16 protein-coding genes and 2 rRNA genes are annotated in these 25,758 nt (G+C 67.5%); 6 read left to right on the forward strand and 12 right to left on the reverse strand.

What is annotated here, in order from left to right; translation table 11 throughout:
- Nucleotides 1-3: 3 nt before the first annotated feature.
- The 5 genes from OG956_RS09160 to thyX all read right to left on the reverse strand — a co-directional run bounded on the left by OG956_RS09160 (nucleotide 4) and on the right by thyX (nucleotide 9,146).
- Nucleotides 4-3,126, reverse strand: a 23S ribosomal RNA gene (locus OG956_RS09160).
- A 300-nt stretch (nucleotides 3,127-3,426) separates the two neighbouring features.
- Nucleotides 3,427-4,953 (reverse strand): 16S ribosomal RNA (locus OG956_RS09165).
- The 16S and 23S rRNA genes sit together here, the layout of an rRNA operon.
- Before the next feature lie 492 nt (nucleotides 4,954-5,445).
- Entirely contained in the window at nucleotides 5,446-7,131 is a 1,686-nt protein-coding gene (locus OG956_RS09170) for a ribonuclease J (RefSeq protein WP_330337455.1), read from the reverse strand.
- Between the two features lie 156 nt (nucleotides 7,132-7,287).
- On the reverse strand, nucleotides 7,288-8,187 hold the full coding sequence (gene dapA, locus OG956_RS09175) for a 4-hydroxy-tetrahydrodipicolinate synthase (RefSeq protein ID WP_330337456.1): 900 nt from the start codon (nucleotides 8,185-8,187) through the stop codon (nucleotides 7,288-7,290).
- Between the two features lie 230 nt (nucleotides 8,188-8,417).
- Nucleotides 8,418-9,146, reverse strand: coding sequence for an FAD-dependent thymidylate synthase (gene thyX / locus OG956_RS09180; RefSeq protein ID WP_330337457.1), 729 nt, complete (start codon nucleotides 9,144-9,146; stop codon nucleotides 8,418-8,420).
- Nucleotides 9,147-9,351: 205 nt separating this feature from the next.
- On the opposite strand from thyX, the gene OG956_RS09185 reads away from it, so the two are divergent.
- On the forward strand, nucleotides 9,352-9,588 hold the full coding sequence (locus tag OG956_RS09185; RefSeq protein WP_330337458.1) for a hypothetical protein: 237 nt from the start codon (nucleotides 9,352-9,354) through the stop codon (nucleotides 9,586-9,588).
- Between the two features lie 90 nt (nucleotides 9,589-9,678).
- Complete coding sequence (locus OG956_RS09190; RefSeq protein WP_330337459.1) at nucleotides 9,679-10,239, forward strand: hypothetical protein; 561 nt, start codon at nucleotides 9,679-9,681, stop codon at nucleotides 10,237-10,239.
- A 94-nt stretch (nucleotides 10,240-10,333) separates the two neighbouring features.
- On the opposite strand, the gene OG956_RS09195 is transcribed toward OG956_RS09190, so the two are convergent.
- The 6 genes from OG956_RS09195 to OG956_RS09220 form a co-directional block, all read right to left on the reverse strand.
- Nucleotides 10,334-10,786: a hypothetical protein gene (locus tag OG956_RS09195; RefSeq protein ID WP_330337460.1), complete on the reverse strand. Its 453-nt coding sequence runs from the start codon at nucleotides 10,784-10,786 to the stop codon at nucleotides 10,334-10,336.
- Between the two features lie 11 nt (nucleotides 10,787-10,797).
- On the reverse strand, nucleotides 10,798-11,550 hold the full coding sequence (gene dapB, locus OG956_RS09200) for a 4-hydroxy-tetrahydrodipicolinate reductase (RefSeq protein ID WP_330337461.1): 753 nt from the start codon (nucleotides 11,548-11,550) through the stop codon (nucleotides 10,798-10,800).
- Between the two features lie 25 nt (nucleotides 11,551-11,575).
- Nucleotides 11,576-12,955 carry a M16 family metallopeptidase gene (locus OG956_RS09205; RefSeq protein ID WP_330337462.1) on the reverse strand — a complete coding sequence of 460 codons (1,380 nt, stop codon included), beginning with the start codon at nucleotides 12,953-12,955 and terminating at the stop codon, nucleotides 11,576-11,578.
- Nucleotides 12,952-15,171, reverse strand: a complete 2,220-nt coding sequence (locus OG956_RS09210; protein ID WP_330337463.1) for a polyribonucleotide nucleotidyltransferase — start codon at nucleotides 15,169-15,171, stop codon at nucleotides 12,952-12,954. Before OG956_RS09210 ends, OG956_RS09205 begins: the two co-directional genes overlap by 4 nt.
- 376 nt (nucleotides 15,172-15,547) lie before the next feature.
- On the reverse strand, nucleotides 15,548-15,835 hold the full coding sequence (gene rpsO, locus OG956_RS09215) for a 30S ribosomal protein S15 (protein ID WP_030619140.1): 288 nt from the start codon (nucleotides 15,833-15,835) through the stop codon (nucleotides 15,548-15,550).
- A 176-nt stretch (nucleotides 15,836-16,011) separates the two neighbouring features.
- Nucleotides 16,012-16,230, reverse strand: a complete 219-nt coding sequence (locus tag OG956_RS09220; RefSeq protein WP_330337464.1) for a hypothetical protein — start codon at nucleotides 16,228-16,230, stop codon at nucleotides 16,012-16,014.
- Between the two features lie 217 nt (nucleotides 16,231-16,447).
- On the opposite strand from OG956_RS09220, the gene OG956_RS09225 reads away from it, so the two are divergent.
- A complete protein-coding gene (locus tag OG956_RS09225) occupies nucleotides 16,448-16,774 on the forward strand; it encodes a DUF397 domain-containing protein (RefSeq protein WP_330337465.1) in 327 nt (108 codons plus the stop codon).
- A 90-nt stretch (nucleotides 16,775-16,864) separates the two neighbouring features.
- Here OG956_RS09225 and eccD read toward each other — a convergent pair whose 3' ends face one another.
- A complete protein-coding gene (gene eccD, locus OG956_RS09230; protein WP_330342785.1) occupies nucleotides 16,865-18,373 on the reverse strand; it encodes a type VII secretion integral membrane protein EccD in 1,509 nt (502 codons plus the stop codon).
- A 334-nt stretch (nucleotides 18,374-18,707) separates the two neighbouring features.
- Between eccD and eccCa the strand changes: the two genes are divergently transcribed.
- From eccCa to OG956_RS09245, 3 genes are all read left to right on the forward strand, one after another.
- The gene (eccCa, locus tag OG956_RS09235) at nucleotides 18,708-22,673 is read left to right on the forward strand and encodes a type VII secretion protein EccCa (protein ID WP_330337466.1); all 3,966 of its coding nucleotides are present in this window, start codon (nucleotides 18,708-18,710) and stop codon (nucleotides 22,671-22,673) included.
- A 228-nt stretch (nucleotides 22,674-22,901) separates the two neighbouring features.
- Nucleotides 22,902-23,414: a hypothetical protein gene (locus tag OG956_RS09240; RefSeq protein ID WP_330337467.1), complete on the forward strand. Its 513-nt coding sequence runs from the start codon at nucleotides 22,902-22,904 to the stop codon at nucleotides 23,412-23,414.
- Between the two features lie 28 nt (nucleotides 23,415-23,442).
- On the forward strand, nucleotides 23,443-25,722 hold the full coding sequence (locus OG956_RS09245; protein ID WP_330337468.1) for a DUF6571 family protein: 2,280 nt from the start codon (nucleotides 23,443-23,445) through the stop codon (nucleotides 25,720-25,722).
- Nucleotides 25,723-25,758 lie beyond the last annotated feature (36 nt).

Consider the following 25,758-nt stretch of genomic DNA (forward strand, 5'->3'; position numbering starts at 1 on the left):
ACTGAGGACAAGCCCTCGGCCTATTAGTACCGGTCACCTCCACACGTTACCGTGCTTCCAGATCCGGCCTATCAACCCAGTCGTCTACTGGGAGCCTTACCCCATCAAGTGGGTGGGAGTCCTCATCTCGAAGCAGGCTTCCCGCTTAGATGCTTTCAGCGGTTATCCCTCCCGAACGTAGCCAACCAGCCATGCCCTTGGCAGAACAACTGGCACACCAGAGGTTCGTCCGTCCCGGTCCTCTCGTACTAGGGACAGCCCTTCTCAAGACTCCTACGCGCACAGCGGATAGGGACCGAACTGTCTCACGACGTTCTAAACCCAGCTCGCGTACCGCTTTAATGGGCGAACAGCCCAACCCTTGGGACCGACTCCAGCCCCAGGATGCGACGAGCCGACATCGAGGTGCCAAACCATCCCGTCGATATGGACTCTTGGGGAAGATCAGCCTGTTATCCCCGGGGTACCTTTTATCCGTTGAGCGACGGCGCTTCCACAAGCCACCGCCGGATCACTAGTCCCGACTTTCGTCCCTGCTCGACCCGTCGGTCTCACAGTCAAGCTCCCTTGTGCACTTACACTCAACACCTGATTGCCAACCAGGCTGAGGGAACCTTTGGGCGCCTCCGTTACCCTTTAGGAGGCAACCGCCCCAGTTAAACTACCCATCAGACACTGTCCCTGATCCGGATCACGGACCCAGGTTAGACATCCAGCACGACCAGACTGGTATTTCAACGACGACTCCACACACACTGGCGTGCATGCTTCACAGTCTCCCAGCTATCCTACACAAGCCGAACCGAACACCAATATCAAACTGTAGTAAAGGTCCCGGGGTCTTTCCGTCCTGCTGCGCGAAACGAGCATCTTTACTCGTAGTGCAATTTCACCGGGCCTATGGTTGAGACAGTCGAGAAGTCGTTACGCCATTCGTGCAGGTCGGAACTTACCCGACAAGGAATTTCGCTACCTTAGGATGGTTATAGTTACCACCGCCGTTTACTGGCGCTTAAGTTCTCAGCTTCGCCCACCCGAAAGTGAGCTAACCGGTCCCCTTAACGTTCCAGCACCGGGCAGGCGTCAGTCCGTATACATCGCCTTACGGCTTCGCACGGACCTGTGTTTTTAGTAAACAGTCGCTTCTCGCTGGTCTCTGCGGCCACCCCCAGCTCACGGTGCAAGACCGATCACCAGGACTGGCCCCCCTTCTCCCGAAGTTACGGGGGCATTTTGCCGAGTTCCTTAACCATAGTTCACCCGAACGCCTCGGTATTCTCTACCTGACCACCTGAGTCGGTTTAGGGTACGGGCCGCCATGAAACTCGCTAGAGGCTTTTCTCGACAGCATAGGATCATCCACTTCACCACAATCGGCTCGGCATCAGGTCTCACCCTGCATGAGTGGCGGATTTGCCTACCACTCGGGCTACACCCTTACCCCGGGACAACCACCGCCCGGGATGGACTACCTTCCTGCGTCACCCCATCACTCACCTACTACCAGCTCGGGTCACCGGCTCCACCACTCCGAGACACGTCAAAGACGCGCCCCGGCGGCTTCACGGGCTTAGCATCACTGGATTCGATGTTTGACGCTTCACAGCGGGTACCGGAATATCAACCGGTTATCCATCGACTACGCCTGTCGGCCTCGCCTTAGGTCCCGACTTACCCTGGGCAGATCAGCTTGACCCAGGAACCCTTAGTCAATCGGCGCAAACGTTTCTCACGTTTGTATCGCTACTCATGCCTGCATTCTCACTCGTCAACCGTCCACAACTACCTTCCGGTGCTGCTTCACCCGGCAGACGACGCTCCCCTACCCATCACAGCCTCCGTTGGGAGTACATGCTGCAATGACACGACTTCGGCGGTACGCTTGAGCCCCGCTACATTGTCGGCGCGGAATCACTTGACCAGTGAGCTATTACGCACTCTTTCAAGGGTGGCTGCTTCTAAGCCAACCTCCTGGTTGTCTGTGCGACTCCACATCCTTTCCCACTTAGCGTACGCTTAGGGGCCTTAGTCGATGCTCTGGGCTGTTTCCCTCTCGACCATGGAGCTTATCCCCCACAGTCTCACTGCCGCGCTCTCACTTACCGGCATTCGGAGTTTGGCTAAGGTCAGTAACCCGGTAGGGCCCATCGCCTATCCAGTGCTCTACCTCCGGCAAGAAACACACGACGCTGCACCTAAATGCATTTCGGGGAGAACCAGCTATCACGGAGTTTGATTGGCCTTTCACCCCTAACCACAGGTCATCCCCCAGGTTTTCAACCCTGGTGGGTTCGGTCCTCCACGAAGTCTTACCTCCGCTTCAACCTGCCCATGGCTAGATCACTCCGCTTCGGGTCTTGAGCGTGCTACTACAGCGCCCTGTTCGGACTCGCTTTCGCTACGGCTTCCCCACCCGGGTTAACCTCGCAACACACCGCAAACTCGCAGGCTCATTCTTCAAAAGGCACGCAGTCACGAGAAGCACCGAAGTGCTTCCGACGCTCCCACGGCTTGTAGGCACACGGTTTCAGGTACTATTTCACTCCCCTCCCGGGGTACTTTTCACCATTCCCTCACGGTACTATCCGCTATCGGTCACCAGGGAATATTTAGGCTTAGCGGGTGGTCCCGCCAGATTCACACGGGATTTCTCGGGCCCCGTGCTACTTGGGTGTCTCTCAAACGAGCCGCTGACGTTTCGACTACGGGGGTCTTACCCTCTACGCCGGACCTTTCGCATGTCCTTCGCCTACATCAACGGTTTCTGACTCGTCCCACGGCCGGCAGACCGTGGAAGAGAGATCCCACAACCCCGCATACGCAACCCCTGCCGGGTCTCACACGCATACGGTTTGGCCTCATCCGGTTTCGCTCGCCACTACTCCCGGAATCACGGTTGTTTTCTCTTCCTGCGGGTACTGAGATGTTTCACTTCCCCGCGTTCCCTCCACATACCCTATGTGTTCAGGTATGGGTGACAGCCCATGACGACTGCCGGGTTTCCCCATTCGGAAACCCCCGGATCAAAGCCTGGTTGACGACTCCCCGGGGACTATCGCGGCCTCCCACGTCCTTCATCGGTTCCTGGTGCCAAGGCATCCACCGTGCGCCCTTAAAAACTTGGCCACAGATGCTCGCGTCCACTGTGCAGTTCTCAAACAACGACCAGCCACCCACCACCCCGAACCAACCGGTTCGAGTTCACTGGGGCCGGCGACTGAGGAGAAGTTCATTCCCTCAGACACCCAACAGCGTGCCCGACACCCTCGCCTCTTCACCGTTCCGTTCCACGCCGAAGCAGTACTAGGAAGAGAAGCAGACCGAGTGTGCCGAGTAGTCAACGTTCCACCCATGAGCAACCAGCATCAGACGTTCGCTGATGTACTGGCCTCTGACCGAGCGAACCCGGTAAGAAGTGCTCCTTAGAAAGGAGGTGATCCAGCCGCACCTTCCGGTACGGCTACCTTGTTACGACTTCGTCCCAATCGCCAGTCCCACCTTCGACAGCTCCCTCCCACAAGGGGTTGGGCCACCGGCTTCGGGTGTTACCGACTTTCGTGACGTGACGGGCGGTGTGTACAAGGCCCGGGAACGTATTCACCGCAGCAATGCTGATCTGCGATTACTAGCGACTCCGACTTCATGGGGTCGAGTTGCAGACCCCAATCCGAACTGAGACCGGCTTTTTGAGATTCGCTCCACCTCACGGTATCGCAGCTCTTTGTACCGGCCATTGTAGCACGTGTGCAGCCCAAGACATAAGGGGCATGATGACTTGACGTCGTCCCCACCTTCCTCCGAGTTGACCCCGGCGGTCTCCCGTGAGTCCCCAGCACCACAAGGGCCTGCTGGCAACACGGGACAAGGGTTGCGCTCGTTGCGGGACTTAACCCAACATCTCACGACACGAGCTGACGACAGCCATGCACCACCTGTACACCGACCACAAGGGGGCACCCATCTCTGAGTGTTTCCGGTGTATGTCAAGCCTTGGTAAGGTTCTTCGCGTTGCGTCGAATTAAGCCACATGCTCCGCCGCTTGTGCGGGCCCCCGTCAATTCCTTTGAGTTTTAGCCTTGCGGCCGTACTCCCCAGGCGGGGCACTTAATGCGTTAGCTGCGGCACGGACAACGTGGAATGTTGCCCACACCTAGTGCCCACCGTTTACGGCGTGGACTACCAGGGTATCTAATCCTGTTCGCTCCCCACGCTTTCGCTCCTCAGCGTCAGTATCGGCCCAGAGATCCGCCTTCGCCACCGGTGTTCCTCCTGATATCTGCGCATTTCACCGCTACACCAGGAATTCCGATCTCCCCTACCGAACTCTAGCCTGCCCGTATCGACTGCAGACCCGGGGTTAAGCCCCGGGCTTTCACAACCGACGCGACAAGCCGCCTACGAGCTCTTTACGCCCAATAATTCCGGACAACGCTTGCGCCCTACGTATTACCGCGGCTGCTGGCACGTAGTTAGCCGGCGCTTCTTCTGCAGGTACCGTCACTTTCGCTTCTTCCCTGCTGAAAGAGGTTTACAACCCGAAGGCCGTCATCCCTCACGCGGCGTCGCTGCATCAGGCTTGCGCCCATTGTGCAATATTCCCCACTGCTGCCTCCCGTAGGAGTCTGGGCCGTGTCTCAGTCCCAGTGTGGCCGGTCGCCCTCTCAGGCCGGCTACCCGTCGTCGCCTTGGTGAGCCGTTACCTCACCAACAAGCTGATAGGCCGCGGGCTCATCCTGCACCGCCGGAGCTTTCCAACCCGGGAGATGCCTCCCAGGCTCGTATCCGGTATTAGACCCCGTTTCCAGGGCTTGTCCCAGAGTGCAGGGCAGATTGCCCACGTGTTACTCACCCGTTCGCCACTAATCCCCTCCCGAAGGAGGTTCATCGTTCGACTTGCATGTGTTAAGCACGCCGCCAGCGTTCGTCCTGAGCCAGGATCAAACTCTCCGTGAATGCTTCCCCGTGATCGGGGCGACACCACGAGAGCGGAACAGTCAGGCGGAATAAGCCCGACCGTTCACAGCGTCCTCGCTGTGTTTTTTTCAAAGGAACCTCGCCACCGGAACAATCCAGTAGACGGGGTATCAACATATCTGGCGTTGACTTTTGGCACGCTGTTGAGTTCTCAAGGAACGGTCGCTTCCTTCGTACTCACCCTCTCGGGCTTTCCTCCGGGCGCTTCCCTTCGGTGTTTCCGACTCTATCAGATCTTTCCGATCCGATTTCCTCGGCGCTTTCCAGGTTCCCGCGTTTGTTTCGCGGTTTCCTTTCCGGCGGATCCGACTTTATCAGAAGTTCTGAGTCGGTTTTCCCACCCCCTCCGGGCAACCGCGTCCAGCACGCGAAGTGCTGGGGTTCCCGGTCGGGCGGAGCCGTAAACGTACTGGAGCGGGGCGCCTCGATGCAAATCGAGGCGCCCCGCTCGGGTGATGCTCCGACGGACCGTCAGACCTCCACGACCACAGGGAGGATCATCGGCCTGCGGCGATACGTGTCCGAGACCCACTTGCCGAGGGTGCGCCGGACGAGCTGCTGCAGCTGGTGCGGCTCGACGACGCCGTCCTGGGCGGACCGGTCGAACGCGTCGGTGATCTTCGGGATGACGTCGGCGAAGGCCGAGTCCTCGATGCCGGAGCCGCGCGCCTGGATGTGCGGGCCACCGGTGATCTTGCCCGTGGAGGCGTCCACGACCACGAAGACCGAGATGATGCCCTCGTCACCGAGGATCTTGCGGTCCTTGAGGGCCGGCTCGCCGATGTCGCCGACGGAGAGGCCGTCGACGTAGACGTAACCCGCCTGGACCTTCCCGGAGATCTTGGCCTTGCCCTCGACCAGGTCGACCACGACGCCGTCCTCGGCGATGACGATCCGGTCGTGCGGGACTCCGGTGAGCGCCCCCAGCTCGGCGTTGGCGCGCAGATGGCGCCATTCGCCGTGGACCGGCATCAGGTTCCTGGGGCGGCAGATGTTGTAGAAGTACAGCAGCTCGCCCGCGGACGCGTGGCCGGAAACGTGCACCTTGGCGTTGCCCTTGTGGACGACGTTGGCGCCCCAGCGGGTCAGGCCGTTGATCACGCGGTAGACCGCGTTCTCGTTCCCGGGGATGAGCGACGAGGCCAGGATGACCGTGTCGCCCTCGACGATGCGGATCTGGTGGTCGCGGTTGGCCATGCGGGACAGGGCCGCCATCGGCTCGCCCTGGGAGCCCGTGCAGACCAGGACCACCTCGTGGTCCGGGAGGTCGTCCAGCGTCCTGACGTCGACGACCAGGCCCGGCGGGACCTTCAGGTAGCCGAGGTCCCGGGCGATGCCCATGTTGCGGACCATGGAGCGGCCCACGAAGGCGACGCGGCGGCCGTACTCGTGCGCGGCGTCCAGGATCTGCTGGATGCGGTGGACGTGGCTGGCGAAGCTCGCCACGATGATCCGCTTGCGGGCGCCGGCGAAGACCTGGCGCAGCACGTTGGAGATGTCGCGCTCGTGCGGCGTGAAGCCCGGGACCTCGGCGTTCGTGGAGTCCGTGAGCAGGAGGTCGATGCCCTCCTCGCTCAGCCGCGCGAACGCGTGCAGGTCGGTGAGGCGGTTGTCCAGCGGGAGCTGGTCCATCTTGAAGTCGCCGGTGTGCACCGCCATGCCGGCGGGGGTGCGGATGGCGACGGCCAGCGCGTCCGGGATGGAGTGGTTGACGGCGATGAACTCGCAGTCGAAGGGGCCGATGCGCTCGCGGTTCCCCTCCGCCACCTCGAGGGTGTACGGGCGGATCCTGTGCTCCTGGAGCTTGGCCTCGATGAGGGCGAGGGTGAGCTTGGAGCCGATCAGCGGGATGTCCGGCTTCTCGCGGAGCAGGAAGGGGACACCGCCGATGTGGTCCTCGTGGCCGTGGGTGAGGACGATGCCCTCGATGTCGTCGAGGCGGTCCCGGATGGACGAGAAGTCCGGCAGGATCAGGTCGATTCCGGGCTGCTCCTCCTCGGGGAAGAGCACTCCGCAGTCGACGATCAGAAGACGGCCGCCGTACTCGAAGACCGTCATGTTCCGGCCGATCTCGCCGAGGCCGCCGAGCGGGGTGACCCGCAGGCCGCCTTCGGGGAGCGGCGGGGGCGGGCCGAGTTCAGGATGCGGATGACTCAAAAGACTCTCCTCACCACACGCGCCACGTACCGGTCGGGCACGTGGCGCGTGAGACGTTCGTGCAGAAGCAGTTGTCGTTGTGGGGTGCGGGCACCGGTGGCCCGCTGTTTTCTGTTGTTCTTCAGTTGTGAAGCCCGGGTGGCGCCAAGTCTGTTGTCAGAGCTGTACCCCGCCGGCGGCAAGATCGATCTTGAGCTGGGCGATCTCCTCGGGCGAGCACTCGACCATGGGTGAGCGCAGCGGCCCCGCGGGCAGTCCCTGGAGGGCGAGCGCGGCCTTGGTGGTCATCACGCCCTGGGTGCGGAACATGCCCGTGTAGACCGGAAGCAGCTTCTGGTGGATCTCGGTGGCCTTCTGCACGTCCCCGGAGACGTACGCGTCGACGAGGGCGCGCAGGTCGGGGGTGACGACGTGGCCGACGACCGAGACGAAGCCGACCGCGCCCACGGAGAGCAGCGGCAGGTTGAGCATGTCGTCGCCGGAGTACCAGGCGAGGCCGGACTGGGCGATGGCCCAGCTGGCGCGGCCGAGGTCGCCCTTGGCGTCCTTGTTGGCGACGATCCGGGGGTGCTCGGCGAGCCGGACGAGGGTCTCGGTGTTGATCGGGACGCCGCTGCGGCCGGGGATGTCGTAGAGCATGACCGGCAGGCCGGTGGCGTCGGCCACGGCGGTGAAGTGCCGGTACAGGCCCTCCTGCGGGGGCTTGTTGTAGTACGGCGTGACGACCAGCAGGCCGTGTGCGCCGTCGCGCTCGGCCTGGCGGGCCAGCTCGACGCTGTGGTGGGTGTCGTTCGTGCCGACGCCGGCGACGACGTGGGCGCGGTCGCCGACTGCCTCCAGGACGGCTCGTACGAGGTCCGATTTCTCCGCATCGCTGGTGGTGGGGGACTCGCCGGTGGTGCCGTTGACGATCAGGCCGTCGTTGCCTGCGTCCACCAGGTGGGCGGCGAGCCGCTGCGCGCCGTCGAGGTCGAGTGCGCCGTCCGCCGTGAAGGGCGTGACCATGGCGGTGAGGACCCGCCCGAAGGGGGTCTGCGGAGTCGAGGTCGGAGCCATGGGTAACACGCTACTCGGTGCTCCCTGCGGGGTCTGCCCTCGGGGGGTCGGGAAAGTCAGGACAAATGCGGAGCCCGGCACTGCCTGCTCGGGGGTTCAAGCAGTGCCGGGTCCCTTTGATCAGGCTAGATGAACTTCTCGAAATGCCGCAATACGGACACCTCGCGAGGCTGATCCGTACATCCGTTCCTGGCCGGGGAACGGGGCTTCGCAGGCCTTCCTTACGGGCTCTACGGGGCCACGCGCCCGTTCGCGTTGAAGGCTGCGTACGTGAGCGGCATGAGCCGGGCCCACTCCGCCTCCATCTTCTCGCCGACCATCTCGATCTCCCGCTGCGGGAAGGACGGCACCTTGGCCAGCTCGTGCTGGGTGCGCAGGCCGAGGAAGTGCATCAGGGAGCGGGCGTTGCAGGTGGCGTACATCGAGGAGTAGAGGCCGACGGGGAGGGCCGCGCGGGCGACCTCGCGGGCGACGCCCTCGGCGAGCATCTTCTGGTAGGCCGTGTACGCCTGCTCGTACGACTCCCGCAGCGTGCTGCTGACGGTCTCGTGCTGGGCCGGGGTGCCCTCGACGAAGACGTACTTGCCGGGGCGGCCCTCCTGCACGAGCTTGCGGTCGGCGGCGGGGACGTAGAAGACGGGCTGGAGCTCCCGGTAGCGGCCGGACTCCTCGTTGTACGACCAGCCGACCCGGTGCCGCATGAACTCGCGGAAGACGAAGATCGGGGCGCTGACGAAGAACGTCATCGAGTTGTGCTCGAACGGGCTGCCGTGCCGGTCGCGCATCAGGAAGTTGATCAGGCCCTTGGAGCGCTCGGGGTCCTTCTTCAGCTCGTCCAGGGACTGCTCGCCGGCGGTGGAGACCCGCGCGGCGAAGAGGACGTCGGCGTCCGAAGCGCTGGACTTGACCAGCTCGACGGTGACGTCACTGCGGAACGTGAGCGACTCGGGGGTGGTCACGGGGGGTCGGGGTCCTTCCCATCACAGCTGTGGTTCGCGTCCACCTTACGGGGCACCCGCCCCGGCCACGGCAGTGCCCGGCCCCAAAAATCCCACCAGGGATTTTTTCCGACATGGGCACCTTTTGTGTTACTCGAGCGTCTGTATCGGTGAGGCCCGCTCGTTCGAGCCGAAAACGTTGATCACGAAAGGAGACGTACCCGCGATGTTCGGTCGGCGCGAGCCCGTACCCTTCGCCTTCCTGGCCGAGACGGACAGGTTCCGCAGCAATGTCACTCCCCCGCCCCGGCCGCGGGCGTCCCTCGCGGAGATAGCCGGGCGCTGGCTGCTGGGCCTGACGATCGTGGCCGGGCTGGTGGGCGCCCTGATACTCGGCGAGCCCGCGATGTCCACGCCGTCCCATACGCCCGTGCAGCAGTCCCAGGCCTCGCAGGGGCACTGACCACCGACAGCCGCCCAAGGGTGGTGAGCGGCGACAGCGGCGGATAGCCTCACCGGCACAGTCCACGCGAGGATCGAGTGAGGATCTGCCGTGCCCCTGTCCTTCCTGACGGCCGACCCTGCCTTGGAGGCCGCTTCCGACAGCGCGCTGCCGTTCGACGACCGGGAGCGCTGGCGGCGTCCCTACCGTCCCGGTCCCTGGCGGGTGGGCATCGCGGCGCTGGTGCTGCTGCTGGCCTCCTTCGTGCTGTTCTCGGCGGTGGCCCTCGCCCTGACCGGCTCGGCGTCCTCGGCCGGAGCGGTGGTCGGCGGGGCGTGCGTGGTCATCGCCGGGGCGCTGCGGCTGCTGCGCATGGGGGTGTGGGTGAGCGGGCGCGGGCTGCGTCACGTCGGCTTCCTGGTGACGCGTACGGCGCCGTGGGCCCGTGTGGTCTCGGTGCGCACCGTGCAGCAGCCGGTGCGCTGGCTGGGGCTGCCGCGGACGGTCCAGGGGCAGGCGCTGGCGCTCGTCCGGGGAGACCGGCCGGCCGAGGACACGCCGCCGCTGCTGACCACGCACACGCTGGACTTCCTGGGCCGCCCGGCGGCGTTCGACCGCGCGGCGGACACGGTGGAGGCGTGGGCGGCGGAGTACGCGCACAGGCGCCGCTGAGCGCCCCGAAGGGGCGCGGGGAACCGCACGACCAGCCCTCCGCGCACGCGCACTCGCTCACGGCCCGGGCCGGCTCGACGAGCAGGCGCCAGTGTCAAGCCTGGGCGGACTTTCCGTCGTGCAGGGCGATGGCGCGTTGCATCGCCTTACGTGCCCGGGGCGTGTCGCGGGCGTCGTGGTAGGCGACGGCGAGGCGGAACCAGCAGCGCCAGTCGTCGGGGGAGGCCTCGGTCTCGGCCTTGCGCTTGGCGAAGACCTCGTCGGCGGAGTCGCGGTCGATCCGGCCGCTGGGCAGGCGCTTCAGTTCGTCCACCGGAAGTCCGCCCTCGGCGTCGAGCTCCGCGGCGAGGGCGTTGGCCCTGCGGACGAACTGGGTGTTCTTCCACAGGAACCACAGGCCGATGACCGGCAGGATCAGCACCGCGATCCCGAAGGTGACGGTGAGGGCCGTGCCGGTCTGGATGAGCATCACGCCGCGGCTGCCGACCAGGACGAAGTAGAAGACCAGGACGGCGGCCGTGACGAGGTAGGTGATCTTCGCACGCATGGAGGGCGGTCTCAGCTCAGGTCCAGGAAGTGCTCCAGGCCGAAGGTCAGGCCGGGAGCGGACACCACGCGGCGGGCGCCGAGCAGGATGCCCGGCATGAAGCTGCTGTGGTGCAGGGAGTCGTGGCGGATGGTCAGGGTCTCGCCCTCGCCGCCGAGCAGCACCTCCTGGTGCGCCAGGAGACCGCGCAGCCGTACGGCGTGGACGGGGACGCCGTCGACGCTGGCGCCCCGCGCGCCGTCCAGGGCCGTGGCCGTGGCGTCCGGCGCCGGGGCCGTGCCGGCGGCCCTGCGGGCCTCGGCGATGAGCTGGGCGGTGCGCGTGGCCGTACCGCTCGGGGCGTCCACCTTGTTGGGGTGGTGCAGTTCGACGACCTCGACCGACTCGAAGTAGGGCGCGGCGATCTGCGCGAACTTCATGGTGAGGACGGCGCCGATGGAGAAGTTCGGGGCGATGAGCACGCCGGTCTGCGGGGACTCGGCCAGCCATGCCTTCAGCTGCGCGAGGCGCTCCTCGGTCCAGCCCGTCGTACCGACGACGGCGTGGATGCCGTGGCGCACGCAGAAGCCGAGGTTGTCCATGACGGAGTCGGGCGTGGTCAGTTCGACGGCGACCTGGGCGCCGGACGCGGTCAGCGTCTCCAGCGTGTCGCCCCGGCCGAGGGCCGCGACCAGTTCCATGTCCTCGGCGGCCTCGACCGCCCGGACCGCCTCGGAGCCGATCCGGCCCTTGGCTCCGAGGACCGCCACGCGCAGCTTGCTCATCTCTTGTGCTTCCTTACGGGAGTGATTAGGCGACGGCGTCGTGCAGCCGCGCGGCCTGCTTGTCCTTCAGCGGGCCGATGACCGACAGCGACGGGCGCTGTCCCAGGATGTCGCGGGCGACCGAGCGGACCTCGTCCGGGGTGACCGCGGCTATCCGGTCCAGCATGTCGTCGACGGACATCTGCTCGCCCCAGCACAGCTCGCTCTTGCCGATGCGGTTCATCAGCGCGCCGGTGTCCTCCAGGCCGAGGACGGTGGAGCCCTGGAGCTGGCCGATGGCGCGGGCGATCTCGTCGTCGGTGAGGCCGTTGACGGCGACGTGGTCGAGTTCGTCGCGGCAGATCCGCAGCACGTCGTGCACCTGGCTCGGCCGGCAGCCGGCGTAGACGCCGAACAGACCGCAGTCGGCGAAGCCGGAGGTGTACGAGTAGACGCTGTAGGCCAGGCCGCGCTTCTCCCGGACCTCCTGGAAGAGGCGGGAGGACATGCCGCCGCCGAGGGCGGTGTTGAGCACGCCCATGGCCCAGCGGCGGTCGTCGGTGCGGGCGAGGCCCGGCATGCCGAGGACGACATGGGCCTGCTCGGTCTTGCGGCCGAGCAGCTCGACCTTGCCGGCCGTGCGGATCGCACGGCTGCCGTCGCGCGGGCCGATGGGCCGGGCGTCCTGGTTCCGCAGGGCGCCCGCCTTCTCGAAGGCCGCGCGGACCTGCCGTACGACCTTGGCGTGGTCGATGTTGCCGGCGCAGGCGACCACCAGGTGGGTGGGGTCGTAGTGCTTCTTGTAGAAGCGGCGGATGCGGTCGGCGGTGAGGGCGTTGACGGTGTCGACCGTGCCGAGGACGGGGCGGCCGAGGGCGTTGTCGCCGAACATGGTGTGCGCGAACAGGTCGTGCACGCAGTCGCCCGGGTCGTCCTCGGTCATGGCGATCTCTTCGAGGATCGCGCCGCGTTCGACGTCGACGTCCTGCTCGAGGATCAGCGAGCCGGTCAGCATGTCGCAGACGACGTCGATGGCGAGCGGCAGGTCGGTGTCGAGCACGCGCGCGTAGTAGCACGTGTACTCCTTCGCCGTGAACGCGTTCATCTCGCCGCCGACGGCGTCGATCGCGGCGGAGATGTCCAGCGCGCTGCGCCGCTGCGTGCCCTTGAAGAGCAGGTGCTCCAGGTAGTGCGTGGCGCCGTTCAGGGCCGCCGTCTCGTCGCGGGAGCCGACGTGTGCCCAGATGCCGAAGGTCGCGGAGCGGACCGAGGGCAGGGTCTCCGTGACGATGCGCAGGCCGCCGGGGAGGGTGGTCTTGCGGACGGTGCCGATGCCGTTCTGGCCCTTGATGAGGGTTTGGGTACGGGCGACGGCCCGCGCCTCCGAAGAGGGGCGGGCCGTCACCTGGGAGCTACGGGACGTCACTGCTCGGCGTCGTCCTTCGACTCGTCAGAGCCTTCCTCGCCCTCGATCACCGGAACGAGGGAGAGCTTGCCGCGGGAGTCGATCTCGGCGATCTCGACCTGGACCTTCTGGCCCACGCCGAGGACGTCCTCGACGTTCTCCACGCGCTTGCCGCCGGCGAGCTTGCGGATCTGCGAGATGTGCAGCAGGCCGTCCTTGCCGGGCAGCAGGGAGACGAACGCACCGAAGGTGGTCGTCTTGACGACCGTACCGAGGTAGCGCTCGCCGACCTCGGGCATCGTCGGGTTGGCGATGCCGTTGATCGTGGCGCGGGCGGCCTCGGCGGAGGGGCCGTCGGCGGCGCCGATGTAGATCGTGCCGTCGTCCTCGATGGTGATCTCGGCGCCCGTGTCCTCCTGGATCTGGTTGATCATCTTGCCCTTGGGGCCGATGACCTCGCCGATCTTGTCGACCGGGATCTTGACGGTGATGATCCGCGGGGCGTGCGGGCTCATCTCGTCGGGCCGGTCGATGGCCTCCATCATCACGTCGAGGATGTGCAGGCGGGCGTCGCGGGCCTGCTTGAGGGCCGCGGCCAGGACGGAGGCCGGGATGCCGTCCAGCTTGGTGTCGAGCTGGAGGGCGGTGACGAAGTCCTTGGTGCCGGCGACCTTGAAGTCCATGTCGCCGAAGGCGTCCTCGGCGCCGAGGATGTCGGTGAGGGTGACGTAGTGCGTCTCGCCCTCGATCTCCTGGGAGATCAGGCCCATGGCGATGCCGGCGACCGGGGCCTTCAGCGGCACACCGGCGTTCAGCAGCGACATGGTGGAGGCGCAGACCGAGCCCATGGACGTCGAGCCGTTGGAGCCGAGGGCCTCGGACACCTGGCGGATCGCGTACGGGAACTCCTCGCGCGACGGCAGGACCGGGATCAGGGCGCGCTCGGCGAGGGCGCCGTGGCCGATCTCGCGGCGCTTCGGGGAGCCGACGCGGCCGGTCTCGCCGGTGGAGTACGGCGGGAAGTTGTAGTTGTGCATGTAGCGCTTGCGGGTCACCGGGGAGAGGGTGTCCAGCTGCTGCTCCATGCGGAGCATGTTGAGGGTGGTGACGCCCAGGATCTGGGTCTCGCCACGCTCGAACAGCGCGGAGCCGTGCACCCGCGGGATGGCCTCGACCTCGGCGGCCAGCGTGCGGATGTCGGTGACACCGCGGCCGTCGATGCGCTTCTTCTCCTTGATGACGCGCTCACGGACCAGGGTCTTGGTCAGCGCGCGGTACGCGGCGGAGATCTCCTTCTCGCGGCCCTCGAACTCCGGCAGGAGCTTCTCGGCGGCGAGCTGCTTGACGCGGTCCAGCTCGGCCTCGCGCTCCTGCTTGCCGGCGATGGTGAGCGCCTGGGCCAGCTCGGGCTTGACCGCGGCGGTCAGGGCCTCCAGGACGTCGTCCTGGTAGTCCAGGAAGATCGGGAACTCGCCGACCGGCTTGGCGGCCTTGGCGGCGAGGTCGGCCTGGGCGCGGCACAGGACCTTGATGAAGGGCTTGGCGGCCTCCAGACCGGCGGCGACGACCTCCTCGGTCGGCGCCTCGGCGCCGCCCTCGACCAGCTTGATGGTCTTCTCGGTGGCCTCGGCCTCGACCATCATGATCGCGACGTCGCCGTCCTCCAGGACGCGGCCGGCGACCACCATGTCGAAGACGGCGTCCTCGAGCTCGGTGTGCGTCGGGAACGCGACCCACTGGCCGCGGATCAGCGCGACGCGGACGCCGCCGATCGGGCCGGAGAAGGGCAGGCCGGCCAGCTGCGTCGACGCGGACGCGGCGTTGATCGCCACGACGTCGTACAGGTGGTCGGGGTTGAGCGCCATGACCGTGCAGACGACCTGGATCTCGTTGCGCAGGCCCTTCTTGAAGGACGGGCGCAGCGGGCGGTCGATGAGGCGGCAGGTGAGGATCGCGTCCTCGGAGGGCCGGCCCTCACGGCGGAAGAAGCTGCCGGGGATCTTCCCGGCCGCGTACATCCGCTCCTCGACGTCGACGGTGAGCGGGAAGAAGTCCAGCTGGTCCTTGGGCTGCTTGGAGGCGGTGGTGGCCGACAGCACCATGGTGTCGTCGTCCAGGTACGCCACGGCGGAACCGGCGGCCTGCTTGGCCAGGCGGCCCGTCTCGAAGCGGATGGTGCGGGTACCGAAGGCGCCGTTGTCGATGACGGCCTCGGCGTAGTGGGTCTCGTTCTCCACTAGCGTTTTCTCCGTTACATATCGTCTTTCGTCCCTTGGCTGCCCGTGTGGCAGGGGGACGGTGGTGGAGAAGCGCGCCGTCTGGTGCGGGCCGGTCTTCGATCGAAGCACCCGGGGCTCACTTCCCCCCGGGGGCCACTACCGAGGACCGGCGGCGGCGAGGTGCGCTTCTCCTCGTTCTGGGTGAACGGCGCTGTGATACGCCGTTCCGTGTCGCACGTAGTGCGTTGTGCTACCACACTACAAAGCGTGAGTGACACTCCGCACGTTTCCGCATGTACGGCGAGGGTCTCCTCCGTGCGACGAGAGGGTTTCCCGTGTACGACGAAGGGAGCGGCTCCCGGGTCCTGCCGGGAACCGCTCCCTTCACGGCGTCTTACTTGGCGCCCGCCGCACCACGGCGGATGCCGAGGCGGTCGACCAGCGTACGGAAGCGCTGGATGTCCTTCTTCGCCAGGTACTGCAGAAGGCGGCGGCGCTGACCGACGAGGATCAGCAGGCCACGACGGGAGTGGTGGTCGTGCTTGTGGGTCTTGAGGTGCTCCGTCAGGTCGGAGATCCGACGGGAGAGCAGAGCGACCTGGACCTCGGGGGAGCCGGTGTCACCCTCCTTGGTACCGAACTCGGCGATGATCTGCTTCTTCGTAGCGGCGTCGAGCGACACGCGTACTCCTCATAGTCTCTGAGTGGCCACCGAGTGCCCCCGGTCTGCTTCTCGGGGGAGCTTCCGTTACTCGGGAGGCGGGGATCCGCTGGGCGCGGCCACCAGAACCGAAGGCTCCGGGGGTGCGTACACAAACGGCCGTCACTCAGGGTACCAGGGCGTTTCGGCCGCCCGTGTCACCGGTCGCGCTGGACGTTCCAGATCAGGAGGCCGACGATCACGAGGACCAGCAGGAGGACCGCCCACCAGCCGACGCCGCCGCCGGATCCGTGGCTCCCGTAGTGGTGGTAGCTGCTGTGATAGCCGCCGTGGTAACCGCCGCGGCCCCGACGGCCGCCCAGGGCGAGGACGTCGGTCGACGGCAGGGACCACGGGGCGGTGCCGGGCATGCTCATGGCCTGGAATTTACGTGGGCATGGCATGGCATGGGCACGCCTGTTGCCTCCCTGTGACGAAACCTCCGCTCCCCCGCCACATGCGGCCCCGTTCGCCCCGCGTTTCCGGCCGTACCCTCCTGCGGGCGTTGACCAGGTTGTTTCACCGTACGCGCGCGTGCCCTGCCAGTAGGGTGACCACGCAACGCTGTCCGTAGCCGAAGGGGGCCGCTTCACCATGGCCGAGACACAGGGCACGAGCGCCGGGACGTGGGCGCCGGAATCGCAGGAGGACGTCAAGGCGCGCAAGGAGCGGGAGCGGGACGAGCTGTACTCCCTCGACATCTCCGGCGTGGAGTGGCACTGCGCGCCCGGCACCGAGGAGCACGAGGAGCGGGTCGAGATCGCGTACCTGCCCGGCGGCGCGGTGGCCATGCGCTCCTCCCTCGACCACGACACCGTGCTGCGCTACACCGAGGCCGAGTGGCGGGCGTTCGTGCTGGGGGCGCGGGACGGGGAGTTCGACCTGGAGCCCAATGAGCGCAACGGAGGGCTCGAGGCGTAGCCGGCGGAAACGGGGAAAGGGGCGGCACGCGTGCGTGCCGCCCCTTTCCGTGACTCCCGCTCCTGCCCGTGGCGCGTCCGGATGCCGTCGTCAGCTGGTCATCGCACGCGCCCGCGTGTACACGTCGAACACGGCCAGCGCCAGCGGGATCAGGGTGAGCAGGACGAAGCTCTCGGCGATCTCCAGGAAGCGCCCCCAGAACGGGGTGACACCGCGCCGCGGGGTGATCAGGCCGATCGCGGTGACCAGCGCGGTGGCCGCGCCGACCGCCGCCGCGAGCCAGAGGCTGCGGATGTCCAGGGCCGAGGTGTCCCCCTGGAAGGCCTCGATCAGATCGTTCCGGGGCGGGTTCAGGGCGAGACCGAGGCCGAGGAAGACGAGGGCCGCGAGGCCGGCGGCCAGCGTGGCGCCGACCTGCGCGGTGTAGCGGAACAGGTGCGCCCGCATCAGCATCGCCACCCCCGTCGCGAGGGCCAGGAGCTGCGCCCAGACGTTGCTGGAGAAACCGAGGACGATCGACGCGCCCACGGCGACCAGGGCGCAGCCGCCGACGAGGCCGACGAGGAGTTCGTGGCCGCGCCGGGCCTGGGCGGCGATCCGCTCGGCGTCCACGGGCTCCTGCGGGGCGGGCTCGCCGGTGTCGTAGCCGCCGCGGGAGGGGTTGGGCGGTTCGAAGCCGATGGGCAGCCGCGCGAAGCGCATGGACAGCCCCGGCAGGAAGGCCAGCGCCACCACCGACAGCGGGGCGCAGATCGCGGCCGTCTCGATGGGCCGCAGGTCGGTGAGGGTCGCGATGAAGGTGGTGACGAGGCCGACGGCGGAGGCGAACAGGAACGCCACGAAGGGTCCGTCGCCGCCGGGCGACACCAGGGTGAGCACCAGGGAGGCGACGAGGACCGCCGTGCAGGCGAGCAGGAACTGGAGCCGTCCGATGCCCTCGTGGTGGGCGAGCGGCAGCAGCCCGGAGCCGGCCACGCCGATGTTCGGCAGGGCGCCGAGCCCCAGCGCGACCGCCGAGCCCCGGTCGTCGTACACACGCGCGCGTACGCAGGCGATGGTGACCAGCAGGATGCCGGTGACGGCCGCGATGATGCCCTGCAGGCTGTGCATGTCGTGGCGGACCTGGGAACTCCAGGCCACGAAGGCGAGCAGCGCGGGCAGGATGCCGCCCGCGACGAGACCGGCGGCGCGGGTGAGTTCACCGCTCCACAGGGTGCGGTCGCGGGTGACGGCGGCGGCCACCGCCTCGGAGACGTCGTCGAGGACGGCGGGCGGCAGCGACTCGGCGAACGGGCGCAGGGTGAGCAGTTCGCCGTCGAGGATGCGCTGTGCCGTGAAGGACCGGGCGCCGTCGAGGACCGTGCCGTCGCGCCGTACGAGGTGGTAGCCGACCGGAGCGCCCTCGGCGGGGCTCTGCTGGGACAGGCGCAGAATCTCCGGGTAGAGGTCGGCGACGGGCACGTCGTCGGGCAGCGCCACGTCGATACGGCTGTCGGGCGCCACGATGGTGACCCGGCAGAACCCGAACCCCATGCCGGCCCCGGAAGGGGCTCCGGTGCCGTGTCCGCCGGGCGCGCCGGCCGGCGCGGAGGCCGTCATGCTCACCTGCTGTTCCCCCTCGTCGGTGGTGGGCGGCGTGCGGCGCCGCCGCGCACCGTCCGCCCGTAAGAATCCTGTGTAGGTTGTGCGGCGCCCCGCGCTCCGGCGGTGAACCCGGTGGCCGCGGCCGGGGTTCGCGGACGGGCGCCTGCTGCGAACCGTTGCGGATTGCCCGGGTTTTCCCGGAACGATTCGCAACTGCTCACGCGTCTCTCCGGCACCCTACCGCCAGCCGTTGTCAGTGGTTGTCAGTAGGATCGCGCTTCGCGATCGACGTTCGCCTGACACGGGGCGGCGGACGAAAAATTCGGTCCGGCAAGGGAATTGGTGCGTAGTGAGCCACATCGTCGTCAAGCGCCCACCGCGGGCACTGCCGAAGGAAGTGCCCACGGACGAGGTCGTGCTGCAAGCTCCGCCGGAACTGCCGCGCGGCCAGCAGGAAAGCGCTTGGATGCAGCTCCTGCCGATGCTGGGCATGGGCGGCTCGGTGGTGTTCTTCTTCAACCCCCAGGCCCAGCCCTTCATGAAGATCATGGGCATGGTGATGGTGGCCTCGACCGTCGCCATGGGCATCTCGATGCTGGTCCGCTACCGGCGCGGCAACCAGGGGCAGATGGCCGACCTGCGCCGTGACTACCTGCGGTACCTGTCCCAGACCCGGCGCGCCGCCCTGGAGACCGCGCAGGCCCAGCGGGACGCGCAGTACTACCTGCACCCTTCGCCGGAGCAACTGTGGGCGCTGGTCGCCGAGGGCAGCCGGGTGTGGGAGCGGCGCACCGGCGACGAGGACTTCGGGCAGGTGCGCGTGGGCCTCGGCCCGCAGTCCCTGGCCACGCCCCTGATCCCGCCGCAGACCGCCCCGGTGGACGACCTGGAGCCGCTGACCGCGGGCGCCATGCAGCGCTTCCTGGCCACGCACAGCACCCTCGACGAACTGCCGATGGCGGTCTCGCTGCGCGCCTTCTACCACGTGACGATCAGCGGCGAGCCCGGCACCGTGCGCGGCGCCGCCCGTGCCCTCACCGCCTCCCTCGCCTCGCTGCACTCCCCCGAGGACCTGGTCATCGCCGTCGCCGCCGAGCGGCAGTCGGCGCCCGAGTGGGAGTGGGCCAAGTGGCTGCCGCACGTGCAGGCGCAGGGCCTGGCCGACGGCGCCGGCAGCATGCGTCTGATCAGCACCGACCCCGTCGAGCTGGAGGACCGGCTCGCCTCGCGGCTCCAGGGCCGGCCGCGCTTCCACCCCGGCGGACCGCCGGTCCCCGAACAGCCGCACGTGGTGGTCGTGCTCGACGGTGTCTCCCTGCCGCCCACGTCGTTGCTGGCCAGCCCCGAAGGCATGCAGGGAGTGACGGTCCTGGAGATCGTGCCGGGCGACCTCACCGCCGGCCGGGGCGACCTGTCCGTCGTCGTGCAGCCCAAGGAACTGCGCCTGGAGTCCGCGCACGGCATGGTCTACGAGGGGACGCCGGACGTCCTGTCGTACGAGGCCGCCGAGGCGCTCGCCCGCCAACTGGCGCCGCTGCGGGTGGCGTCGGGCGGGGACGACGACGAACCGCTGCTGGCGAACCTGGAGTTCACCGATCTGCTGAACCTGGGCGACGCGGCCTCGGTCGACCCGAAGCGGACCTGGCGGCCGCGCTCGCAGTCCGAGCGGCTGCGGGTGCCGATCGGTGTCGGCGAGGACGGCCGGCCCGTCATGCTCGACCTGAAGGAGGCCGCGCAGGAGGGCATGGGCCCGCACGGCCTGTGCGTCGGCGCCACCGGTTCCGGCAAGTCCGAGCTGCTGCGCACGCTGGTCCTCGGCCTCGCGGTGACCCACTCCTCCGAGACGCTGAACTTCGTCCTCGCCGACTTCAAGGGCGGTGCCACCTTCGCGGGCATGGCCCAGCTGCCGCACGTGGCGGCCGTGATCACCAACCTCGCGGACGACCTCACCCTCGTCGACCGCATGGGCGACTCGATCCGCGGTGAGCTCAACCGCCGCCAGGAGCTGCTGCGCGACGCGGGCAACTACGCCAACATCCACGACTACGAGAAGGCCCGCGCGGCCGGTGCACCGCTCCAGCCGATTCCCTCCCTCGTCCTGGTGATCGACGAGTTCAGCGAACTGCTGACGGCCAAGCCGGACTTCATCGAGATGTTCGTGCAGATCGGCCGTATCGGCCGTTCGCTGGGCGTGCACCTGCTGCTCGCCTCGCAGCGCCTGGAGGAGGGCCGGCTGCGCGGCCTGGAGACCTATCTGTCGTACCGCATCGGTCTGCGCACGTTCTCGGCCGCCGAGTCCCGCGCCGCGATCGGCGTCCCGGACGCCTACGAACTGCCGAACGTCCCGGGTTCGGGCTTCCTGAAGTTCGGCACCGACGAGATGGTGCGGTTCAAGGCGGCGTACGTGTCCGGCGTGTACCGCACGAGTTCGCAGCAGGCCGCGGCGCTCGGCGGCCCGCTGCCCGTCGACCGCAGGCCGGTGCTGTTCACCGCGGCCGAGGTGCCGGTGCACTACGCGGCGATCCCCAAGCAGCGCCAGGAGTCGGCGGCCGAGCAGCAGGACGACGCGCTCGCCGACACCGTCCTCGACGTGATCGTGCGCCGCCTGGAGGCGCAGGGCCCGGCCGCCCACCAGGTGTGGCTGCCCCCGCTGGACAGCCCGCCGTCGCTCGACGCGCTGCTGCCGGGCCTCGCCCCGGTCCCGGGCCGCGGCATGACCCAGCCGGGTTACGAGGGCGCGGGCCGGCTGGTCGTCCCCGTCGGTCTCATCGACAAGCCGTACGAGCAGCGGCGCGACCCGCTGTGGCTCGACTTCGGCGGCGCGGCCGGCCATATGCAGATCATCGGCGGCCCGCAGTCCGGCAAGTCGACGCTGGTGCGCTCGATCATCGCGTCGTTCGCGCTCACCCACACCCCGTACGAGGTGCAGTTCTACGGCCTGGACTTCGGTGGCGGCGGTATGGCCGCGGTGGCCGGCCTGCCGCACGTGGGCGGTGTCGCCTCCCGCCTGGACCCGGAGAAGGTCCGGCGTACGGCGGCCGAGGTGTACGGCGTCATGACCCGGCGCGAGGAGTACTTCCGCTCGGCGGGCATCTCCTCCATCGCCGAGTTCCGCACCCGTCGCGCGCGGGGCGACATCTCGGTGACCGACCAGCCCTGGGGCGACGTCTTCCTGGTCATCGACGGCTGGGGCAACTTCCGTTCGGACTACGAGGCCCTGGAGCAGCTGGTCCTGGACATCGCCGCGCGCGGTCTCGGCTACGGCATCCACCTGATCATCACCGCGTCCCGCTCGATGGAAGTCCGGGCGAACATGAAGGACCACCTGATGAACCGCCTGGAGCTGCGGCTGGGTGATCCCATGGACTCGGAGATCGACCGCAAGGTCGCCGCCAACGTGCCCACCGGGGTGCCGGGCCGCGGTCAGACGCCGCAGAAGCAGCACTTCATGGCGGCCGTCCCGCGCATCGACGGCCTCTCCTCCGACACGGACCTGGCGGAGGCGACCGCCGCGCTCGCCGCCGAGGTCACCCGGCACTGGCAGGAGCCCGGCGCGCCCGAGGTGCGCCTGCTGCCCCGCGAGTTCCCGGCGGCCCAGCTCCCGCCGGGCGACCGCTTCCCGAACCGGGGCGTCGCCTTCGCGCTCGACGAGGACAACCTCGAGCCGGTGTTCGTGGACTTCGAACAGGACCCGTTCTTCCTGGTGTTCGGCGAGAGCGAGTCCGGCAAGTCCAACCTGCTGAAGCTGCTGATCAAGCGTCTCACCGAGCGCTACGACGGCAACAGCTGCAAGCTGTTCGTGGTCGACAACCGGCGCTCGCTGCTCGGAGTGACCCCGGACTCGCACCTGGCCGAGTACATCCCGATGTCGAACCAGATGCAGCACCACATGGACGCGCTGGCCGACCTGATGCAGCGCCGCACGCCGACGGCGGACGTGACCCCGGAGCAGCTGCGCAACCGCAGCTGGTGGCGCGGCCCGACGGTGTACGTGGTCATCGACGACTACGACCTGGTCTCCACGTCGAGCGGCAACCCGCTGGCGGGCCTGACCGAACTGCTCCCCTTCGCCCGCGACGTCGGCGTCCGCTTCATCATCGCCCGCTCCACGGCGGGCGCGGGCCGCGCCGGCTACGAGGCCTTCATGCAGCGCATGAAGGAACTCGGCGCCCAGGGCGTCGTCCTCGCCGGCGACCCCGCGGAGGGCGAACTGCTGGGCGGCGTCCGGCCCCGGCCGATGCCCGCGGGCCGCGGCATCTTCGTGTCCCGCAAGCGCGGCAAGCCGATGGTGCAGGTGGGCCTCGTGGAGTCCTAGCGCGTCCCGTCGCCGGGGAGCTGCGCCCGGCTTGGCCTTGATGCCGCGGACTGGTCTGGTCCGCGGCATCTTGTCGTTCCCAGGGGACCCGTGGGACGGAAGTGGAGGTTTCGGGGGCAGTTGGAGTTGCTGCCGTGTCCGTGCCAAGGTTTTGCTATTTTTGCCTGAACTAGACGATTCAAATGGAACGCAATTACCGGTCAGGCACTCCACGGGGATGGGTCATCCATGGCATGGGATGAATGGGAGCAGCTCAAGTCGGACGCGCTGACGCGCCGGCAGGGTGGGGCTGCACACATGCAGCTCAACCACATCCCGGACGACCCCGGCGGAGGTTCCACCGCCTTCCCTAGCCAGACCGGCGACCTCAAGGTCACCCAGCACGACCTGGCCAAGATCGGCAGCGCTGCCCACACCCTCTACAACCAACTCTGGGACAAGGCCCGGTTGTCGAACACCCACGTGGACTCGGCGGCCCGCGACCTGACGGATCAGGGCTTCGCACTCGGTTCGGCCCTCCAGCACGTGTCGGACAAGTGGGACACGCAACTCGGCTCCCTCTTGGACGCGTGCGCCCAGATCTCCAATCACATGCAGGTCACCAAGAAGATCCACGCAGGCGACGAGGCGTACATCTGGCGGCAGATGAGCAGCATCGACACTCTCGACGCCGGTTTCGACGAGCGTGTCGGGGGTCCTGGCAAGCCCAACCCGGCCTACGCCCCGCCGAAGAAGCACTGATCTCGACGCACGACGGGGACACCGACTCATGGATCTCGACGCTCTGCGCTTCGCCAACTTCAAGCAGCTCGACGACGCCGTCGAGGACTGGGGACACATCGTCCGGAACCTGAAAGACCTGGCCGAGGACGCGGACAAGGGCCTGCACCAGGCCGCCAACAAGGCCAACTGGGCCGGCGTGAACCAGCAGGTGACCAAGGAGTTCATCGGCAAGACGGCCGGGGAGTTCCAGGACGCCCACACTCAGGCCCAGACCATCCACAACATCCTGAGCGACACCGCCGGGGAGCTGAAGGGTTACCAGAAGCAGCTCACCGCGGCGATCGAGCGCGGACTGAAGAAGAACCTCACGGTGATGGACACCGGCAAAGGCACCTTCACCGTGACCATGAACGTCCATCCTGACCGGGCCGCGTCCGGCTACACCCCACCGGAACACGACGAGCACGACGTCACCGCTCTGCGGGACGAGGTGCAGAAGATCCTCCGCGACGCCACCGAGAGCGACAACTCGGCGAAAACCGTCCTCATGGCCCTCGTCGACCAGACCGACTACGGCTTCTCGGACGCGTCCTACAAGGACCGCGACTCCGCCGCCGGTGCCGTCAAGGACGCGGACGAACTGGCGCGTCTCGCCAAGAAGGACCCGGAGGACCTGACACCCGCCGAGTTCGACAAGCTCAACGCCGGTCTGAAGGAGCACGCCGGCGATCCGCTGTTCGCGGAACGCTTCGCCACCGATCTCGGGCCGGAGAAGACGCTCGAGTTCTGGGCCGGGATCAACGATCCCCACAAGGCGGCGCAGCTGGGGCAGGCCCGGGTCGACCAGTACGACGACCTGCAGCGCAATCTCGGTCTGACGCTCGCCACCGCCTCACAGAGCGACTCCGCCGCCATGACCGAGTGGAAGGGCAGGATGATCGCCCTCGGCGACCAGCCGGTCGGCGGCCAGACGGGGCCCATGGGCTTCCAGGTCATGAGCAACCTCATGCGGGCGGGCGACTACGACGACCAGTTCCTCAAGAGCTACGGCACCGCGCTCATGGCCACCGAACGCAAGCTCACCGGCAACGGGGAGCACCCCAATATGGCCTGGCAGCACATGGGCATGGACCCGTGGCTCAACCGGATGGGCGACGACAGCGGCGACGACCCGCTGACGGGCTATCTCAAGGCACTGTCCGCCAGTCCGGACGCGGCCACGGACTTCCTCAACGAGGAGTATCTGCCCAAGGGAGGGGACCACAAGGAGGCCGTCTCCAACTTCACGTACCTCTTCGAGGACCGTGAGTGGCCCAAGGAGACCGACCTCAAGGGCGACGACATCCACCCCGGGCAGAACAACCTGGCCATGGCGATCGAAGCGGCCACGACCGGTCACCCGGCGGGCGAGCTGCCCACGGCGGACACCCCGGCACACAACGATCAGCAGGCCAAGCTCATGGCGAGCGTGGTCGCGTCCATCAGCGACGACCCCGACCGGCTGACCAAGAACGGCTACATGTCCGACAGCATCGGGCAGATGGCGTCGGAGTACCTGCCGGACATCAACCGGGCCACCACCGACGTGAAGCCCGATCCGGGCTCCGAGCAGTGGCAGCAGATCGAGAAGCTCTTCCCCGTCGCCGGTGCGTCGGCCGAGATGAACCACGCCGACGTGTCCCGCTTCCTGATCGCCGTCGGGCAGAACCCGGAGGGCTACTCGGCTGTGGAGGTCGGACAGAAGGCCTACATGGCGAACCTGATGGATTACCACCTGAATCCGGATCTGCCGGCGGACCAGCGGTACGGGCAGAGCATGGAGAACACCATCACCGAGATATCCCGGCGTTCGGCAGAGGTCGGAGGCTGTCTGGCCATCGGCCGTCAGGAGGCCGTGCTGGGTCCCGCCAAGGAAGCGGACGAGGACTACAACCACGCCGTCTCGCAGTGGCAGAACGTGGCGAACGGCGTCATCGGCACCGGCATCGGAGTAGGCACCAGCTTCATCGCGTCCCCCGCCGCCGGTGCCGCCGTCGGTGGCGTCGCCGGCACCGTCAGCGGTGTCGTCCTCGGTGAACTGTTCAACGGCGTCGAGGGCAGCCATCTGGAGGACAAGGGCCTCGACTCCGCCCGGCTCTGGGAGGACAGCCGCGATCGCAACATCGCCCTGGCGCAGAAGGCCGCAACCGAGGCGGCCAAAGCACACCACTCCCCCTATGCGGACCGGGTCGGCGAGTGGGCACGCTACGGCACCGAGGACGGCTTCAACGACGCTTCCACGGACGGGCGGCGGATGGCCGACGACCTTCAGACGGAAATCTCCTAGTGAGGAATCGAAACCGATGCCGCCCCTGCGCCCCCG

This window comes from Streptomyces sp. NBC_00557, from assembly GCF_036345995.1.
Lineage (GTDB): Bacteria > Actinomycetota > Actinomycetes > Streptomycetales > Streptomycetaceae > Streptomyces.